The organism is Micromonospora sp. C95 (genome assembly GCF_018070465.1).
Taxonomy (GTDB): Bacteria; Actinomycetota; Actinomycetes; order Mycobacteriales; family Micromonosporaceae; genus Micromonospora.
The window spans coordinates 101,770-120,361 of sequence record NZ_JAGPXT010000003.1 but is presented as its reverse complement, the minus strand read 5'-3'; the positions used below and the strand labels follow the sequence as shown (position 1 = coordinate 120,361).

At 71.2% G+C, this 18,592-nt stretch carries 12 protein-coding genes; 7 read left to right on the top strand and 5 right to left on the bottom strand.

What is annotated here, in order from left to right:
- Positions 1 to 8: 8 nt before the first annotated feature.
- Positions 9 to 7,268 (bottom strand): SpvB/TcaC N-terminal domain-containing protein, encoded by a 7,260-nt coding sequence (locus KBX00_RS05200; protein ID WP_210823805.1) that lies wholly within the window; start codon positions 7,266 to 7,268, stop codon positions 9 to 11.
- A 197-nt stretch (positions 7,269 to 7,465) separates the two neighbouring features.
- Between KBX00_RS05200 and KBX00_RS05195 the strand changes: the two genes are divergently transcribed.
- A complete protein-coding gene (locus KBX00_RS05195; protein ID WP_210823802.1) occupies positions 7,466 to 8,677 on the top strand; it encodes a sodium:proton antiporter in 1,212 nt (403 codons plus the stop codon).
- An 82-nt stretch (positions 8,678 to 8,759) separates the two neighbouring features.
- On the opposite strand, the gene KBX00_RS05190 is transcribed toward KBX00_RS05195, so the two are convergent.
- From KBX00_RS05190 to KBX00_RS05175, 4 genes are all read right to left on the bottom strand, one after another.
- Complete coding sequence (locus tag KBX00_RS05190; protein ID WP_301547388.1) at positions 8,760 to 10,442, bottom strand: ABC transporter permease; 1,683 nt, start codon at positions 10,440 to 10,442, stop codon at positions 8,760 to 8,762.
- Entirely contained in the window at positions 10,439 to 11,395 is a 957-nt protein-coding gene (locus KBX00_RS05185) for an ABC transporter ATP-binding protein (protein WP_210823801.1), read from the bottom strand. The genes KBX00_RS05190 and KBX00_RS05185 overlap by 4 nt, the downstream gene beginning before the upstream one ends.
- Positions 11,396 to 11,581: 186 nt before the next feature.
- Complete coding sequence (locus KBX00_RS05180) at positions 11,582 to 12,343, bottom strand: ABC transporter permease (RefSeq protein WP_210823799.1); 762 nt, start codon at positions 12,341 to 12,343, stop codon at positions 11,582 to 11,584.
- On the bottom strand, positions 12,340 to 13,293 hold the full coding sequence (locus KBX00_RS05175; protein WP_210823797.1) for an ATP-binding cassette domain-containing protein: 954 nt from the start codon (positions 13,291 to 13,293) through the stop codon (positions 12,340 to 12,342). Before KBX00_RS05175 ends, KBX00_RS05180 begins: the two co-directional genes overlap by 4 nt.
- A 382-nt stretch (positions 13,294 to 13,675) precedes the next feature.
- On the opposite strand from KBX00_RS05175, the gene KBX00_RS05170 reads away from it, so the two are divergent.
- From KBX00_RS05170 to KBX00_RS05145, 6 genes are all read left to right on the top strand, one after another.
- Entirely contained in the window at positions 13,676 to 13,891 is a 216-nt protein-coding gene (locus KBX00_RS05170; RefSeq protein WP_164449084.1) for an MbtH family protein, read from the top strand.
- 33 nt (positions 13,892 to 13,924) lie between these two features.
- Positions 13,925 to 14,575: an FMN-binding negative transcriptional regulator gene (locus KBX00_RS05165; protein WP_301547387.1), complete on the top strand. Its 651-nt coding sequence runs from the start codon at positions 13,925 to 13,927 to the stop codon at positions 14,573 to 14,575.
- 80 nt (positions 14,576 to 14,655) lie between these two features.
- Positions 14,656 to 15,363, top strand: coding sequence for an LmbU family transcriptional regulator (locus KBX00_RS05160; RefSeq protein WP_307868097.1), 708 nt, complete (start codon positions 14,656 to 14,658; stop codon positions 15,361 to 15,363).
- A gap of 74 nt (positions 15,364 to 15,437) precedes the next feature.
- Complete coding sequence (locus KBX00_RS05155; RefSeq protein ID WP_210823795.1) at positions 15,438 to 17,012, top strand: amino acid adenylation domain-containing protein; 1,575 nt, start codon at positions 15,438 to 15,440, stop codon at positions 17,010 to 17,012.
- Positions 17,013 to 17,029: 17 nt separating this feature from the next.
- On the top strand, positions 17,030 to 17,260 hold the full coding sequence (locus KBX00_RS05150) for an acyl carrier protein (RefSeq protein ID WP_210823793.1): 231 nt from the start codon (positions 17,030 to 17,032) through the stop codon (positions 17,258 to 17,260).
- 120 nt (positions 17,261 to 17,380) lie between these two features.
- Complete coding sequence (locus KBX00_RS05145; protein ID WP_210823791.1) at positions 17,381 to 18,568, top strand: NAD(P)/FAD-dependent oxidoreductase; 1,188 nt, start codon at positions 17,381 to 17,383, stop codon at positions 18,566 to 18,568.
- The last annotated feature ends 24 nt before the right edge of the window (positions 18,569 to 18,592 follow it).

Here is an 18,592-nt window from a genome sequence, read left to right as displayed (position 1 = left end):
CGTCACCACTACCACCAGTCGTAGATCGCTTCGCCGATCTGGCCACCCCGCCTGCTCCACCACCAGCCGACCGCCGCCGCGCCGAGCAGGCCGAGACCGATCGCGAGCCAGCCGATCGGGCCACTGATCACGCCGAGACCGATCAGGAATCCGGAGATGCCGCCGGCCAGCGCCACTCCGGCGGTCATCCCGACCGAGGCGCCGATCGCGCCGCCGACGAAGCTGCCGACCTCCCGCGCGGCGACCCGGCCACGTTGCCCCTCCGGGGCGGTCGCGACCGCATGGATGCCGAAGACGGCGCCGAGCGCGATCCCCACCGGGCCGGCCACCCGCCCGATCCTGGTGAGGGTCTTCAGGGAGCCTCGGCTCTCGCCGGCCGCCACGGCGATCCGCCGGGCGGTCTCGCCCGGGCCAGAGGAGGGGACCGGCCGGCCGCCCTCCACACCGGGGAGCCGGTTCACGTACGTCCGGAGCATCGAGGCGAAGCTGCGTTCACCCTCGATCGCCTGGGACAGCGCGCGACCGCCCGGGCTCAGCCGGCCCTGGGTGGCCAGCCGCCGCGCGTTGCGGGCCTCCGACACCTCCTGCGCGGCACGCATCGCGTCGTCGGTGTTGCCCTCGGCGACGCTCTGCGCAATCGACCGCTGCGCCGCGTCGGAGGCCGCCCGGTTGCCCTGCATGTACTGGCCGCGCTGGTGGGTGTCCCACATGGTCACCGCGCCCTGCCCGCCGGTGCGGCCCGGCGCCTCGCCGGGCTCCTGCCCGGTGCCCGCTTCGGTGCCGGGCCCGGCCTCCGGTGCCGGCTCGTCACCGGTGCCACCGCCCGCGCTGCCGGTGTCCGGGTGCGGGGGCTCGGCGGGGCCCGGTGGCCCGGTGAGGTCGCCGTCCTCCTGCGGCTGCGGTGCCGGCGGCCCGACCCGGGCTCCGGGCCAGCGGGCCATCGCGTCGGACTCGCGGATGAGTGGCGGACCGCCCCAGACAACCGTGTGGTACGGGCCGGTCACCGCCCCGGCGTACTGCCAGACCCGGCCGAACGTGTCGTGCTGGAGCACTCGCCAACGCAGTTCGGTGCCGCTGCTGGTGTGGGTGGCGGCGACCTCGCCGGTGTCCCGGAAGCTGCCCGGGTCGGCCGCCATCGCGCTGTTCAGCTCCGGATACTCGTACGGCAGGCGGCGGCGCCCGCCGTTGGTGCCGGTCGGGTCGGCCAGCGTGACCGGGTTGTTGCGGCAGTAGGCGTAGAGGTTCGGCCCGTCGACGAAGCCGGCCGGGTCAGGGCTGGTCCACCGGCCCAGCCAGGCCGCGTAGTACCGGGCCCCCAACTGGTAGAGCCCGGTCTCCTCGTCGCGTTCCCCGTCGGTGTACCGGTAGCGCGCCAGGCTGTGGTGCGCCGACGGCCGCGACGAGCGGTACGCGGTGGTGCCGAAGGGGTGGTACTCCTCGTAGGAGATCGGCACCCCGTCCGCGTCGGTCTCCAGCATCGACGAGCCGAGGTGGTTGGTGTAGCGGTACCGCACCACCGGAGCGCCCACCGGCCCGTCGCCCACCGTGGTCGTGTCGACCTGCGCCAGCCGCCCCTGGCCGTCGGAGACGTGCAGGGTCCACCGTTGCCGCCGCAGCGTGCCGTTCATCCACTCGCGGTACAACTCGACCGGGCCCAGGTACCGCCGCTCGGTGCGCAGCCCGCCCTGCCGCTGCACCACCTTACGGACCCGGTCGCCGCCCGCACCGTACGCCATCTGGACGGTGCCGCCGCCGCCCAGGTCCGCGCCGCCGAGCCGGTCGAAGACGTCCCAGCTCAGCGACGCCAGATGGGGCATCGTGACCATGTTGCCGTGCACGTCGTGTCCATAGCTCGCGCTGAACGTCCCCGGCGGGTCACCGGGCCGGCTGGTGGCGAGCAGCCGGTTGGTGAGGTCGGCCGGATCGGCGTCGTACGCGTAGCGGTAGCGCCGCGTCCAGCCGCCGCCGTCCGCGACGTGCCGCACCTCGGTCAGGTTGCCGAGGTCGTCGTAGCGGTAGACCTGGTGGTACCGGCGCACCGCCGTCGCGTCGTTGAGGTGCGGCAGCGCCACCGGCACCGGGTCGGTGTGGTCGGCCTGATCCAGCCCCGCGTGCTCCCGCCCGCTGGCCCGCACGAGCCGGTAGAGGGCGTCGTAGGTGAACCGGGTGTCCGGCCGGACCACCGCGTTGGCGAAGAAGTGGGTCTGCTGCGCCCCGTCGACGATCTCGGTGACGTTGCCGACCGGATCGTGGAAGAACGCGAGATCCTGGAGCCGGCCGCCGCCCTGAGCCGTGGTCGTGACCCCGGTCAGCCGCAGCGAGCGGGGGTGGTACGCGTACCGGGTGACCGCGCCGTTGCCGAGTTCCACGCTCAGCCGTCGTCCCTGGGCGTCGTAGCGTTCGCCGACCAGGAAGGTGTGCGTGGACCCGTGCCCGGTGGCGGTGAGCGCGACGAGCCGGTTGGCCACGTCGTAGCCGGGGCTCAGCACGGTGCCGTCGGCGAGCGTCGCCTCGGTCACCCGGTCCACGGCGTCGTAACGCGCCGACGCGGTGTGCCCGGCCGACTCCAGCAGCGCGTCGGGGTCACCGCTCCAGTCCGCCGGCGAGTGGATGTCGCGGGTGAACCGGCGGGTCAGCTCGACCGGTCGGCCCCGGAAGTCGGCGCGTTCCAACGTCACCGAGCCGGCCGCGTCGTACACGACGTGCGCCAGCCCCAGCAGATTGCGCCGCGCCCCCTCCGGATGCGCGTCGCCGTAGACCACCCGGCCCACCACGGCCTGCCCGCCGGGGTGGGTGCAGGTCGTCGTGGTGGGCCGACGGAAGGCGTCGAACCCGGTCGCGAAGACCCGCCCCGCGTCGTCCCACACCCGCACGGGGGTGCCGGCCACGTCGGTGAGCATCCAGCGGCTGCCCCGCTCCGCGCCGTGCGCCCGCACCGGGCGGCCGAGCAGATCGGTGACCACCGTGGCGACCGGACGGTCCCGGGTGTCGAACGCGGTCACGACGTGTCCGGCCAGGTCGGCCTCCGACCGGGACCGGACCGGTCCGGCCGCACCGTTGTCGGCGCTGGCCAGCACCTCGCGGCCAAGCCCGTCGAGGTGACGCTCGGTCGCCGTGCCGGCGTGCGCCGCCGCCAGCCACGCCGCCCGCCGGTGCGGGTCGGCCGGCTCCGGCTCGGCGGTCGACGGTGAGCCACGCTCGCCGTACCAGAGGCTGTCCAGCACCGTGTCGTTGGCGTCGTGCTCGCGGGTCAGCCAGGCGCCGTGCTCGAACCGGGTGAAGGTGCCGTCGGCCGCGTCCACCCGGATCACCCGGCCGACCGGGTCGTAGCGGATCACCGGGGTGACCCCGGTCTCGACGAGGGCGGCTTCCGACTCGTGGTCTGCGGTGGTGCTGAAGTACGGCTGGTACTGCTTGACCGGGGCGCCACGATTGTCGACGATCGTCCGTCCGGTACCGATCCAGCGCAGCTCGGTGCCGGTGTCGACCTCGACCGCCGCGCCGGTCTCCGGGTCGACGGTGAGGGCGGGACCGGGCGGCGCCTGGGTCTTGGTCATCAGCGCGGCGCCGGTGCCGTCGAGGTGGACGTGCCGCTCCTGCCAACGCGGGTTGGCGGCGCCGTGCTGCTCCCGGTGTCGCACCACGAGCCGGGCCGGCTGCCGGAACAGGTCGTACTCGACGGTGGCGGTCGGATCGGCGAGGGTGTCGCCCTCGCCGTCCTGCCCGGCCGCAGCGGCGGCGACGACCACCCCGAGCGGGTCGTAGCGCACGGCGCGGTGGTTGCCGTTGACGTCGGTGACCCGGTCCGGTGCCAGCACCCGGAAGTCGTTGCGGGCCGTGGTCTGGTGGCCGAGCGGGTCGGTGATCCGCCGGGGCAGCAGGTCGTGGTCCCGTTCCACGGTGGTGACCAGACCGAACGGGTCGCGATGGCCGGCCGGCAGGTAGAAGTGGTCGCGGGCGTCGGCCGGGAGGACGTCGGTGTCCGACGGGAGCCACCACCCGCCGTCGCCCGGCACGTAGCCGGCGGCGGTCAGGTCGGCGGCGGAAACGGCACCGTCGTAGCCCGCCGCCACGAGGCCGTCGGTGAGCGCGAGCCGGTACACCCGGTGGACCAGGCCCAGCGACTGCATGGTGCCCGCCGGCAGTGGGCCGCTGAGGTCGTCGGCGAGGAAGTCGACCCGCCATCGGGCGAGCAGCCGCAACCGTACGCCGTCGCCGTCGAGCTGCTCGTACGGCACCCGTGGGGCACCGGCCACGGCGGCGAGCAGGTCGGCGCGGGACAGGAAGCCGGTCGGTGCGCCGAGTCCGGCGAGTTCGTAGCCGCGGCTGTCGTGGACCACCCGCGACCGGTGCGCGTCGGCGGTGGACACGTCGGCGGTGTGGTCGTGCTCGGTGTACGTGACGTGCCGGCGGGCCTGTGCCACCCGGACCGGCTCCGGCAGCGCCGGGTCGACCCGCTGACGCGGGTACACCACGCTCGCCGACCGGCGCACCATGCCCAGGTCGTCCAGCTCCAGCACCAGCATGTGCTCCACGCGGGGATCGGCCGGTACCCGGTCGTAGCCGTACCGGACCGCCTCGGCCGGCGCCACCCGGAACACCCGTGGCTGCACCCGCCGGATCTGGTAGGACCATTCGGTCGCCGTGTACGGGAAATCCTCGCGGGACGACCCGTCGACGGCGTACACCTCGGTGCGCAGCGGCAGCCCCTTGAGGGCGCGCACCGCCTCGGCGTACTCGTCGTCGGTCAGCCCGGCCGGCAGCACCGGCTCCGCCAGGTCGTGCTCGGCCCACTCCGGGTTGACGAAGTACTGCTCCCGGCGGCTGTGCAGCAGCCGCTCGCCGGCCAGCGAGCCGGTGTGGAACCAGCTGCGGGTCAGCACCGGCGGCTGGTGCAGGCTCGGGTCGGATGCGTTCGCCGCACCGGCGAAGCTGTCGTAGCTCTCGGTGTCCTGCGTCTCCACCAGGCCGAAGCCACGGAACTCCCGCTCCCGGGGGTCGTAGCAACCGTCGTGGTAGGAGGTGCGGCGGACGAACACCGTCTCCCGGACCCGGTCGGTGGTGGTGACCCGGTACGCGCACTGCACCGGGAAGGGCAGCCGGGTGGCCCAGGGCCGCCCCCGCGCCTCGTCCTCCAGATAGAAGGCGGTCGACGGGCGGTACTCGATCCGCACCTGCGCGCCCAGCCCGTTGTCGTAGCCGATCAGCAGGTGCGGTTTCACCCCGCCCATCAGGTCCAGGTAGCGCAGCGGTGTCCGCCCGCCGGCCGGCAGCGGCGTGGACCAGACCAGGCAGGCGGTGCCGACTCCGAGCAGGTCGATCAGAGCCGCACCGGTCACCCGGTCGGGGGTGGGCACGCCGGTGAGCCTGCGGGGCGGCGCGAAACCGTTGCCGCTGCGGTTGACGTACAGCCGGGCCGCGTCGGCCGCGAGGTACACCAGGTCGACCGGGCCGGTCCCGTCGACGTCGCCGAGCAGCACCCGTCGTGGGTCGAACTGGCCGGGCTGGTCCAACCAGGGGGCGTCGGCCATCCGGACCCAGGTGCCGAACCGACCGTGCCCCAGGTTGGGCCGGTACCGGACCGAGCCGTTGCCGACGCGCACCAGGTCGGGCAGGCCGTCGCCGCTCATGTCGGCGAACTGCACCAGCTCGGTGCCCTCGCCCGAGGTGAAGCGGGGCAGCGTCGCGCCGGTCTCGCCGTCCACGAGCGCCATCGCCGCGGCGTAACCGTCCCGGCCCAGACACGCGTACCACCGCGCCCCGCTGGCGTTCTCGGCGACGAGATCCGGCAGGCCGTCGCCGGTCAGGTCGGCCAGGTGCAGGCGCGCGCCGTCGGGATCCCCAGCCGGGATCGGTGCCGCCGCCAGCGGCTCGGCCGCCCGCCAGGTGCCGTCGTCGGCGCGGCGGGCGACGACCGATCCGGTGCCGGTCAGGCGGACCAGGTCGGGCGCGCCGGAGCCGTCGAGGTCGAGCAGCAGACCGCCGGCCTCCCCGCTGGGTCGGGCCGTGGTCGGGCGGGGTGCCGCGAACTGCCCCCGGCCGGTCGACGGGCTCAGGTTGCGCGCGTACCACCAGGCGCCGCGGTGCCGGGTGAGCAGGCCGGCGGCCCCCTCACCGGCGAGGTCGACCCAGAACCGGGCCGTCTCGTCGAACCCGTACGGCAGACCGGTCACCTCGTGCGCCACCGGGTCCACCACGCCCTGCTGGTACGACAGCGACAGCGGTGGCAGCTCGCCGCTCGCGGTGCCGTCGTACCCGCGTCGGGTCACCGTCGCCAGGAACGTGTACCCGTCGCGGACCTGGTGGCCGAAGTCGGTTGACGCGACCAGCTGTGCGGTGTCGCCGAGGGACGGGAACCGGTGGTACATCAGCGCACGCCGGCACAGCCGGTAGGTCCGGACCTCGAACCCGGCGCGATAGCTGGACCATGGGTCCGCGCGGACCGGCCAGGCCCCGTCGCCGTCCTCGCCGTAGTCGAGAACGAGGTCGAAGTGCCACGTGGTGGGCAGTGCCGCCCCGTCGTCCGGGTGGTACGGCGTCTCGTTGCCGTAGCGCACCCGCTTGAGGTACCGGTTGGCGCCGCGGCCGGCGTCGGTGCGGTGGTGTTCGTCGACGCCGTGGGTGTCCACCCCGGAGGAGTCCTCGGCCTGATACTCGAAGACCATGACGTTGCCCCGGTCGTCATGGCGTTGGCAGAGCAGCCAGCTGAAGATCCGTCCCGGCTCGGTCGGGTCGACGATCCGGCTGGCCTGGTCGCGGCCGTACCAGGAGGTGACGTTGTCCGCGCTGATCACCCGCCAGCGGACATCGGCCCGGTCGGCGATGCTGCTCCACCGTTCGACGCGTGCGTCGCCGGACTCGATGCGGGGTCGGTACCGCTGGATCCGGTAGCCGTCGCGGAGCACTGCGGCGTCGGGGACCGGGACCAGATCGTCCGCGCCGGAGAGCACGAAGACGTCGGTGTCGTCGCGGTAGCGGGGCACACCCCGCTCGGTCTGCCGGCTGACCGTCGGCAGGTCGAGCTGCCAGCCGTAGCCGAAGACGCTCTGCCCGGCCGCCGAGTCGTAGCCGATCGTCAGGTCCGGGCCGAAGTCGGAGCGGCCGGCGGTGGCGCCGAGCGGCACACTCAGCGAGGCGCTGCCGGTCACCGGGTTGGCGGCGAACTTCTCACCGAGGCCGCGGATCGCGCCGCCCGGCGTCGGTAGCGCCACGGCTGGCCGGCCGCCGACCGTGGGCGGCTGGGCGTCATGCCGGTCCCGGGTCGCCACCGCGCCTCCCGATTGCCGTCTGGCAGGTGGCTGGAGGCTATGCGACCGGCGCGGGACCGCACACCGATCTGATGTCAACCCGACAACCGCGGGTACCGGGGCTGGTGGGGATCGAGTCGGGCGGGACCGGGACGATCCACCCGTTGGCGCAGCAGTCGGCTGGTATGCGGCGGGAGAAAGGGGGGTAACGACCAGGGATGAACCGGCTGCATCTCAGCTACGCCCTGGTGGGGGTCCTGGCGCTGGTGCTGGCCTTCTGGTCCAGTTCCGTGCGACGGGCACCAGTCAGTGAGCCGCTGCTCGCGCTCCTCCTGGGCGTCCTCGCCGGTCCGGTGCTCGGCCTGATCGACCTGCCCGCCGACCAGATGACGGCGCTGATGCTGGAGTCCAGTCGGATACTGCTGGCCATCTCGCTGATGGCGGTCGCGCTGCGTTTTCCGCTGTCGGACTACCGGTCGGTGATCCGTCCGGTCGGTGTGCTGCTCGCCGTCGCGATGGTCGGCATGGCGGTGGTCAGCGCCGGTCTGGCCTGGCTCGTCCTCGGTCTTCCGCTGGCCCTCGCGGTGCTGCTCGGCGCCTGCGTGACACCGACGGACCCGGTGCTGGCGTCGAGCGTCGTCTCCGGTGGGCCCGCTGAGCGGCAGCTCCCGGCGCGGTTGCGGCAGGTGATCAGCGGCGAGTCCGGCGCCAACGACGGCCTCGCCTTCGCCTTCGTCGTGCTCGCCCTGTCCGTCGTCACGTCCGGGTCGCTGCGTGGCGCTCTGGTCGAGGTGATCTGGGCGGTCGCTGGCGCGCTGCTTATCGGCGTGACCGTCGGCTGGGCCGCGGGCCGGGCCATCCTGGCCGCGGAGCAGCGGGAGGACGTGGACCGGGGCTCCCTGCTGGTCTTCACGATCGTGCTCGGCGTCGCCGCGCTGGGCGTCGCCCGGTCGGCGTACACGGACGGGATCCTCGCGGTCTTCGTCGCCGGTCTCGCGTACAACGCGGTCGTCGGTGGCCGCTCCCGCGCGTCGCAGCAACGGCTCGACGACGCACTGACCCGCTACCTGGTGTTGCCGTTGTTCTTCCTGCTCGGTGTCGAGGTGCCGTGGCACGACTGGGTCGATCTCGGTTGGCCGGTCGTCGCTTTCGCCGTCGCGGTGCTGCTGCTGCGCCGGCTACCGGTGGTGCTGGCGCTGCAGCCGCTGCTGGGGATGTCCTGGCGGAGCACGGTGTTTCTCGGCTGGTTCGGCCCGATCGGGGTGTCTGCGCTGTTCTATCTCACGCACAGTCAGGAGAACGGGGTCGCCGACACCCGGTTGTGGGCTGCCGGGAGCCTGGCGGTGGTGGCGAGCACGGTGGTGCACGGTGTCACCGCCACCCCAGGCCGTCGCTGGTACGCCCGGCGGCCGCCGGCATCCACCGGGTGAACCCGTGACCGCACGCCGATGGCCCCGGCCGTCGGGCCGGGGCCATCGGGAACCGCCCCACGCTGGGCGGTCGATCAGGTGCTCAGCCCGCGCTGAGGTCACGTCGGCGGAAGCCGGCGACCGCCAGCGCCACCAGCGCCGCCGCGGCCACGCCGAGACCCGCCAGGTGCGCCGGATCGAGGGACGCGTTCGGGTAGTTGCCGACCCACCAGAACGGCGACAGGGCCTTGACCGCGGTGGGTAGCTGGAGGACCGATCCGAAGAACCGCTCCACCACGATGATCCCGCAGAACACCCACGCGAGCGCGCTCACCCGGGGAACCCAGGCGTAGAGCGCCGCAGTGAAGCCGATCAGGACCGCGATGCCGAGCGCGAACGCGCCGGCACTGTTGAGCAGGATCAGCAGACTGGTGTCGCCGCCGGAGAGGGAGGCGCCGATCCAGAGCGGCAGGGCACCGCCGGCGACGAGCAGCACGAGCGCGCCGATCCCGGCGACGGCCAGGTGGGCGAGCAGCGCGTTGGTTCTCGACGTCGGCCGGGACAGGCCCAGCCCGAGTCGGCCCTCGTCCTCCTCGGTCTGCACGCGCAGCACCGACGCGGTGGTGAACACGGCCACCGCGAGCGCGTTGTGCAGCATCATGATGGCCAGGAAGGCCATGATCGGGTCGTCGCCGAAGATGGTCTCGGTGAGTTCGTTCTGCTCGGCGATCCGTTGGAGGGCGTCACCGGAGTCCGCGCCGAGGAACAGTCCGGCGGGGCCGAACATCGCCACACACCCCACGAGCCACCACAGCAGCGCCCCGCGCTGCTGGCGGACGACGAGCGCGAACGGGCTGGCCAGCGACGGCGCGGCGGCGGCGGGGCCGGGCCGGCCGTGCAGGAGGGCGCCCCCGAGGTCACGCCGGGATGCCAGGACGGCCCCGACAGCCAGCGCCACGAGGATCGCCAGCAGGCTCAGGCCGAGCGGCCAGAGCCGGACGTCGGCGTACGGTCTGGTCTGCTGCGCCCAGGCGATCGGGGACAGCCAGGACAGCCAGCTGCCGTGTTGCTGCTGGATGTCCCCGATGCCCCGGATCAGCACCGCGGCGGCGAGTGCCGCGAAGGCGAGGCCGGAGGCGCCGCGGCTGTGCACGGTCAGTTGGCTGGTCACCGTCGTGACGGCGGCGAAGACCAGGGCGGTGAGCATCACACCGGTCAGCAGAACGATGGTGTCCACCGCGGCGAGTTGCCCGGCGCTGATCATGAGCGCGCTACCGAACAGGGCGAAGGCAACGTCGGCGATCACCACCACCAGGAACGCCGCCACGGTCCCCGCGTGTCGTCCGACGGGCAGGGCCCGGACGAGTTCGGTGCGGCCGCTCGCCTCCTCGGCGCGCGTGTTGCGGGCGATCAGCAGGATGTTCATCGTCGCCAGGAGCGCCATCAACCACAGCGACATCTCGTTGGCGAACATCCTGCCGATGGTGTAGTCCTCCAGCCCGTAGCCCGGTCCGGCCAGCAGCGTGCCACCGGCGTTGTCGATCGACTCGGCCCGGTTCTGCCGGTCGGCGGCGGTGGGGTAGACCGCCGCGATGGCGACCACGTAGTAACCGCAGAACGCCACCAGGGAGCCCGTCCAGACCGCCAGCCGGACCCGGTTGCGCCGCAGCATGAACCGCAGGAGGTAGCCGGTGCCCGCCAGGGTGGAGGTGGAGGCCGGAGTCCGCGCCTCGGCGGGGCGGGTGGGCGGTGCCTGCCGAGCGACGTGGGTGGTCGGCGTGCTCATCGGGTCACCGCCTCGACGTCTCGGGGCGCCGCAGCGGCCGGGTCGGCGCCGTAGTGCCGCATGAACAGTTCCTCCAGCGACGGTGGGGTGGCCGTGAGACCGCGTACGTCCAGCCGCGACAGCGCGGCCAGGACCGCACCGATCTGTGCGTTGTCGACGGAGAGGTCGACCTTTGTGACGTCGCCGCCTCCGGCGGTGGTGGTGACGTCATGGACACCGGCGAGTCCGGTGATGGCCGCCGGGTCGTCGACGACGAGCGCGCTGACGGTGGTACGGGTCAGGTGTCGCAGCTCGGTCAGGGTGCCGGACTCGACCGTGCGACCGTTCCTGATGATCGTGACGGTGTCGCAGACCTTCTCCACCTCGCTCAGGATGTGCGAGGAGAGCAGTACCGCACGTCCCGCGTCCTTGACCTGCTGGACGTGCTCGGTGAAGACCGCCTCCATCAGGGGGTCCAGGCCGGAGGTCGGCTCGTCGAAGATGTAGAGCTCGGGGTCGATGAGGAAGGCGGCCACGAGCGCCACCTTCTGGCGGTTGCCCTTCGAGTACGTGCGTGCCTTCTTGGTCGGGTCGAGTTCGAAGTGGTCCAGCAGGGCGGCTTTGCGCTTTCGGCGCTCCGCCCGGTCGGACGTGTCGTGCAGCCGGGTCAGGTAGTCGATGGCCTCGCCGCCGGTGAGGTTGGGCCACAGGCTCACGTCACCGGGGACGTAGGCGAGCCGGCGGTGCAGGGCCACGGCGTCGCGCCACGCGTCGCCACCGAAGAGCCGGGCGGTACCCGAGTCGCGGTGCTGCAGGCCGAGCAGCACCCGGATGGTGGTCGACTTCCCGGCGCCGTTGGGGCCGAGGAAGCCGGCGATCTCACCGGGACGGACGGTCAGGTGCAGGCCGTCGAGCGCTTTGACGGAGCCGAACGACTTGCGCAGGTCGGCGATTTCGACGGGGTTCGCTGTCATTGTCACTCCCAGGGAGAGAGGCGGGTGCCGCGGTGATGAGCGTTGGCCGGTCGGCGCGGCAGGTCGACCGTGCGGCACCGGCTCGGCGATCAAGGTTCGTCGAGCCGGCGCCACGGGGGCCGAGGTACCGGAGGGCGTCCGCCCCGGTGGTGCCCGAGCCCAACTACATTGTCGAGGCTCGGTGTGTCACGCCCGCTTGTTGAAGGTGGAGACCGACCACAGGTATCCGATGAACGCCAGCCCGAGACACCAGGCGACGGCTGCCAGCGCGCTACCGGTCGAGGGTTGGCCCATCAGCAGTCCGCGCAGCGTCTCGATGATCGGGGTGAACGGCTGGTACTCCGCGAACTGCCGCACGCCGGCTCCCATCGACTCCGCCGGCACGAACGCGCTGCTCAGGAACGGCAGCATGATCAGCGGTACGGTGGCGATGCCGGCCGACTCCACGGTCTTCGCGGCAAGCCCCAACGCCACGGTGAGCCAGCCGGCCGCGAAGCCGAGCAGCACGATCACGCCGATCGCGGCGAGCCAGTCGACGGGGCCGGCACTGGGGCGGAAGCCCAGTCCGAAGGCAACTCCGATGATGGCCGCGCAGGCCACCAGGCAGCGCAGGGTTGTCATGATCACGTGCCCGGTCAGCACGGAACCCCGAGAGACGTCCATGACCTTGAAACGATTGATGATGCCTTTGGTCATGTCGGAGTTCACCTCCGTCGCGGTGGCCCCCAGCCCGTAGCTGACCGCCATCACGAGCAGGCCCGGTGTCGCGTAGTCGATGTAGCTGGAGCCGACGTCGAACGCGCCGCCGAACACCTTGACGAACATCAGCATGATCACGATCGGGAACAGGATCGCGTTGAACACCGTGGTCGGGTTGCGCAGGGTGTGCCGGAGGTTGCGGCGCAGCATGACGGTCGAGTCACCGAACGAGGTCGCGACAGTGCTCATCGGACGATCGCCTCCTCACGGCGGTGGCTGGTGGCGGAGTGCTCGGTCAGGGACAGGAAGACGTCGTCGAGGTCGGGGGTCCGTACGGCGAACTCCCGGAGATTGATCGACTGCTCGTCGAGGCGGTTGAGCAGGGTCAGCAGCGACCGGGGCTCACCGTCGTGTGGCACCTGCAGGGTCAGTTCGTCGTCGTCCCGAGTGACGGCACCCAGGACCCGGGCCGCCGCGTCGAGGTCGTGCACCTCGGCGAACCGCAGTTGCAGGTGCGCGCCGGGGACCTGGCGCTTGAGCTGCTCGGGGGTGCCCTGGGCGACCAGCCGGCCCTGGTTGAGGACCGCGACCTGGTCGGCGAGCTGGTCGGCTTCCTCGAGGTACTGGGTGGTCAGGAAGATCGTGGTGCCCTCGGCGACCAGCTCGCGGACGATGCTCCACATCGTGCGCCGGCTGCGCGGGTCGAGGCCGGTCGTCGGCTCGTCCAGGAAGATGATGTCCGGGTTGCCGACGAGCGTCATCGCCAGGTCGAGCTTGCGTCGCATGCCGCCGGAGTAGGTCGAGGCCAACTTGTCCGCCGACTCCACCAGGTCGAAGCGTTCCAGCAGCCGGGTGACGACCGGGTCACCGGCACGCAGGTGCTTCAGGTCCGCGACCAGGCGCAGGTTCTCCCGGCCCGACAGCAGTTCGTCCACCGCGGCGAACTGGCCGGTCACGCCGATTGCCGAGCGCACCTGCCTGGTCGCGGTCGTCACGTCGTGTCCGGCGACGTGCACCGTGCCGGCGTCGGCTCGCATCAGGGTCGTCAGGATGTTCACGGTCGTGGTCTTGCCTGCCCCGTTCGGGCCGAGCAGGGAGAAGACCGATCCCGCGGGGACGTCGAAGTCGATGCCGTCGAGGACCACCTTGTCGCCGTAGCTCTTGCGCAGCCCTGAAACAGAAACCGCTGAACGTCTCACTTCTCCACCGTCCTCGTCGTGTCCGAAACGCAGCGCGTTTGCCTTGATCGGGCACCCGGCGTCCCTCTCAGGATGGTCAGGCTCAGCGTCTGCCGAGTAGTAAGCGTATTTGTCTCCAATGCGGTGTCTACGTCCCGAAGCTGCGTATAGGGGTTGCCGGACGAGATTAGGGGCCGACTCGGGACGGGCCCGGTTTCTGCGACAGGGGACCCGTAAATGGTTTGGGGGAGAGGTCTCCTGAACAGGGGTATCACCGTCCTTGACAGGCGTCTGCGGCCGGCGCCTACGATGGCCTGGCATTTATTTCGGCGGCCGTCGAATGTCGGGCGTCATCTCGATTCGAACCCGAGTCATTCCGCGACGATTTCAAGGACGGTGGCACGTGAGCACGAACCCTTTCGATGACGAGAACGGCAGCTTCTACGTCCTGGTCAACGACGAGGACCAGCACTCCCTGTGGCCGGTCTTCGCGGAGGTGCCGGCCGGTTGGCGGGTCGTCTTCGGCGCGGACGTCAAGGCCGCCTGCCTGGAATTCGTCGAGCAGAACTGGACCGACCTGCGCCCGCGGAGTCTGCGGGAGGCCATGGCGGCGAACTGACCGTCGTCGCATCTCGCGGAGGAGTGGAGCGTCATGTTCGTGCCAAGCATGTACCGGGAGCCGGATCCACGGTGGATCCGGGAGCTGGTTCGGCGGAACCCGCTGGCGTTGTTGATGACGAACGGTGCCGACGCGGACGGACCGTTCGGCACCCACCTGCCGGTCATCGCGGATCCGGGACGGGCCGGCGACGATTCGCCGGACCTGACCGGCAGCACACTGCTCGGCCATATGAACCGGGCGAATCCGCAGTGGAAGGCGCTGCACGACGGCACGCCCGCGGTGCTCAGCTTCGCCGGCCCGCACGGATACGTCTCGCCGACGCTGTACCCGTTCACGCCCGCGGCGCCGACCTGGAACTACACCGCGGTGCAGCTGCGCGGCGTCATCGAGCCGATCGAGTCCGCGGAGGAGACGCTGTCGGTCGTGCGGGCGACCGCGGGGACGTTGGAGGCCGACTTCGGAAACGGTTGGGACATGACCGAGTCGATGGGCCACTTCCGCCGGATTCTTCCCGGGGTGGGCGCCTTCCGTTTCACGGTCAACCGGTCCGAGGCGATTTTCAAGCTCAGTCAGGAACAGAACCGCGAGACACAGGGCCAGGTGTGCCGACACTTCCAGGAAGCGGCCGGGGGGCAGCGCGAAGTGGCGGAATACATGACCAGGATGGCCGAGCGCGGCTGAGAAATCCGGTGGCGGGAAGTTCGATCGAGTGAATTCAGACGCCACCCACCTCTGGTTTCGACAAGGAATGGGGGACATCCGTGAAGACCGTGGACGAATGCCGAACCAGACCGCTGAGCGCCGGCGGACACACGCAGCACGATCTCGTGGTCTCGTTCGTCGGCAACCAGACGACGGTACGGAAGTCGGGAATGGTCTTCCCGCAGGGTCTGTCCGAGCGATCCTGGGAACAGATCGGCAGCAGCCTCCGCGAGCTGGCGAACTCGTCGGCCTGGTGGCTCGCCGACTGGCTGATCTTCGGAGAGACCACGTACGGGTGGCGGCGGTACCGGGAGGCCATCGAGCGGACCGGCCTGGACTACCAGACCCTGCGCAACTACGCATGGGTTGCCCGGCGGTTCGAGCACGGCCGCCGGCGGGACACGCTCAGTTTCGCCCATCACGCCGAGCTGGCCCGCCTGGCACCGGCGGAGCAGGACTACTGGCTGCGCAAGGCGGAGCAGCAGAAGTGGTCGCGCAACGAGCTCCGCAAGGCGGTTCGGGCCAGTCTGGCCGAGCGCGGCGCGAACGCCGCACCGCCGGTCACCGACGGCGACCAGAGCCAGGGCGTCGCACAGCTGGCAGCCGCGGTGGACGCCGAACAACGCCAGGCGTCGACCACCAAGATCACTATCGAGCTGTCCGCGAACCAACTCGACTGCTACTCGAAGTTGGCCGCCGCGCGCGGTCTCTCGGTCGACGAATGGGTCACCCGCGTCCTCGACGCCGTCGATCGGCGCGTCGCCTGACGACGCTGCACCGTCCCCCTCGTGGTGATCCGGCAACCAGGCCGGCCGGCCACCCGTCACATCGGAGTAGGTTGATGATTCTTCCGGGTAAACGAGTACCGCTGCCCGCGGTGCCGGTGGTCCACCGCCGGTTCGAGGCGCACGCCGCGGACACCCCCGACGCCACCGCGGTCCACTGCGCCGGGCAGCGCCTGTCGTACCGAGACCTGAACGCCAGAGCCAACCAGTTCGCGCATCTGCTCGTCGAGCGTGGCCACGGACGTGGCGCCAAGGTCGGCGTCTGCCTCGACTACTCGGCCGACATGCTGGTCGCCATCCTGGGCACCCTCAAGGCGGGTGCGGCCTACGTGCCGCTGGACCCGGCCTACCCGGCCGCCCGCCTGCGGCTGCTGCTGGGTCAGATACCGCAACTCGCCGCCATCGTCGCCGCGCCCGCCACGGTCGAGCTGGTGGAGTGCGCGAACGCCCCCGTCATCGACCTGGCGCAGATGTCCGACCAGCTGGCGGCGATGCCGGTGGTCGACCCGGACGTGCCGGTCACCGGCGAGGATCTCTGCTATGCGGTCTTCACCTCCGGCTCGACGGGTACGCCGAAGCTGACCGCGGTCCGGCACGAGAACTGGTTCAACCTCCTGAACTGGCTGACCTTCGAGTTCGGCCTGCACCGTGAGTCGCACAACCTCGTGGTCAGCGCGTTCGGGTTCGACCTCTCGCAGCGCAGCCTGATGATGCCGTTGTTCTGCGGCGCCACCCAGTACCTGATGGCCAGCCGGAACTTCGACGCCGCGATGGCGTACCGGATGTTGACCGAGCATGACATCCGGACGGTGAACTGCGCCTCGTCCACGCTCTACGTGCTGGTGGACTGGGAGATCGCGAGCGGCGGGAACGCCCTCACCCGGCTGGACTACATGTTGTTCGGCGGGGAGCCGCTGCACGTCGAACGCGTCCTGGAGTGGGCCAGGGCCGAGGGGAACACCTGCACCCTGCTGCACCAGTACGGCGTCGCCGAGTGCGCGGACGTGGCAACCTCGTACGACCTCGCCGACTATCGCAGCGACGAGCACGACGTCGCACCGGTCGGCCGGCCCGGCTACAACACCGACATCCACATCCTCGACGAGCAACTGCGTGGGGTGCGCACCGGGAAACCGGGCGAGATCTGCATCGCCGGCCGCAGCGTCGGCGCGGGCTATCTCAACGGCTCGGGTCCCGAGTCGGCGCGCTTCACCACGATCCAGGTCCACGGTGCTCCGGTGCGGATCTACCGCACCGGCGACCGGGGATACGTCACCGAGACCGGCCAGCTCATCGTCCTGGGGCGGATGGACACGCAGGTGAAGGTGCGCGGCATGCGCATCGATCCGCACGAGATCGAACGGGCGCTGGGCCGGCTGGCCGGAGTCCGGCAGGCCGCGGTCGTGGTGAGCCCCGACGGCTCCGGCGACTGCGAGCTGACCGCCTTCCTGGTGCCGACCGGTGACCCGCTGGCCGACAACGACGTGCGGGCCCGGCTGCTGGAGACCCTGCCGCGGAACATGGTGCCGGCCAGATTCCGCACCATCGCCCGACTGCCGTTGACCCCGCACGGGAAGGTCGACCGCGCGGCGCTGCTCGACGAGCTGCGGACCGGCGTACCGGCCCGATGACCGACGAAGGAAACGTGATGATTACCGAAAGAGTGCACGCGATCTGGCGCCGCGAACTCGGGCGGGACGATGTGGCCGTCGACGACGACTTCTTCGCCCTCGGCGGCCAGTCGGTGATAATGGCCCGAATTCAGCGGTCCCTCATCGTCGAACTGGGTGTCGAGGTGCCCGTGGACCAGCTGTTCCGTAACCCGACGGTGGCGTCCATCTCGGCGTACATCGAATCTTCGCGGGCCGCCACCGGATAGCGGCGCATACCGGCCTGCCGACGCTCGACAGCGGCTGTTTCCGCGCGCTGTGTGAACGCATACCTCAGCCGGCCCCATCCGGGGCCGTGTCAATCGTGAAGCCTGGTTAAGAGAGGCGCCATGTACGACGTCATTGTCATAGGTGCCCGTTGCGCGGGTTCGCCGACGGCCATGCTGTTCGCGCGGCAGGGGTACCGGGTCCTGCTCCTGGAGAAGGCGAAGTTCCCGCAGGACACCCTCTCCTCGCACTACCTGCACTCGCAGGGCGTGGCGCTGCTCGACCGGTGGGGGCTGCTCGACGAGCTGCGCGCCACCGATGTCCAGCCCATCACCCACCAGGTGTACGAGGCACCCGGGGTGCGTGTGGAGGGGTTCTCCCTGCCGATCAACGGCCTGCGGACGACGTACGCGCCGCGGCGGTACGTCCTCGACCCGATCCTCGCGGCAGGTGCCGCGCGGGCCGGCGCCGAGTTCCGGCAGTCGTGCACGGTCAACGACCTCATCTACGAGGACGACCGGGTCGTGGGGGTCAGGTACACCACGCCCGCCGGCGTGCAGACGACCGAACGGGCCCGGCTCGTGGTCGGCGCGGACGGCATGCGTTCGCTCGTCGCCCGCAAGGTCGGCGCGCCGAACGTGATCGAGCACGCCCGGCTGACCTGCGTCTACTACAGCTACTGGGCCGGGGTGCCGGCGAACTTCGAGCTCTACGAGCGGCCCGGTCGCTGGATCGGCGTGGTCCCCACGAACAACGACCTGACCCTGCTGATGACCTACTTCCCGCAGGCCGATTTCGGTGACGTCCGCAAGGCGGTGGAGCCCGCCTACCTGGAGGCGTTCCGCTCGACGGCACCTGAGCTGTACGAGCGGATGCGGTCCGGCGAGCGGGTGGAACAGCTCTACGGCACCGGGCACCAGGAGAACTACTTCCGCAAGGCGTACGGGCCCGGCTGGGTGCTGGTGGGCGACGCGGTGAACCACAAGGACTCGATCACCGCGCGGGGCATCACCGAGGCGTGGGTGCAGGCGCAGACGCTCACCGACCACATCGGCGCGGACCTGCACGACGACCGGGCGCTCCGGTCGGCGCTGCGGCGCTACGAGCGCAGCCTGAGCAACGAGGCGCTCAACCACTACCAGGGTGCTCTCAACGTGGCCGAACTCAAGCCCGAGGGTCGCACGGACATGCTGCGCAAGCTGGTCGGCCACCAGGAGCACATCGATCGCTACTTCTCGACCCTGTCGGGAGCGATATCCATCGACGACTTCTACAACGAGGAACTTCTGGCCCTGCTCGACCAGGACTGACCGACGTTCTGCTCCCCAGGTTCG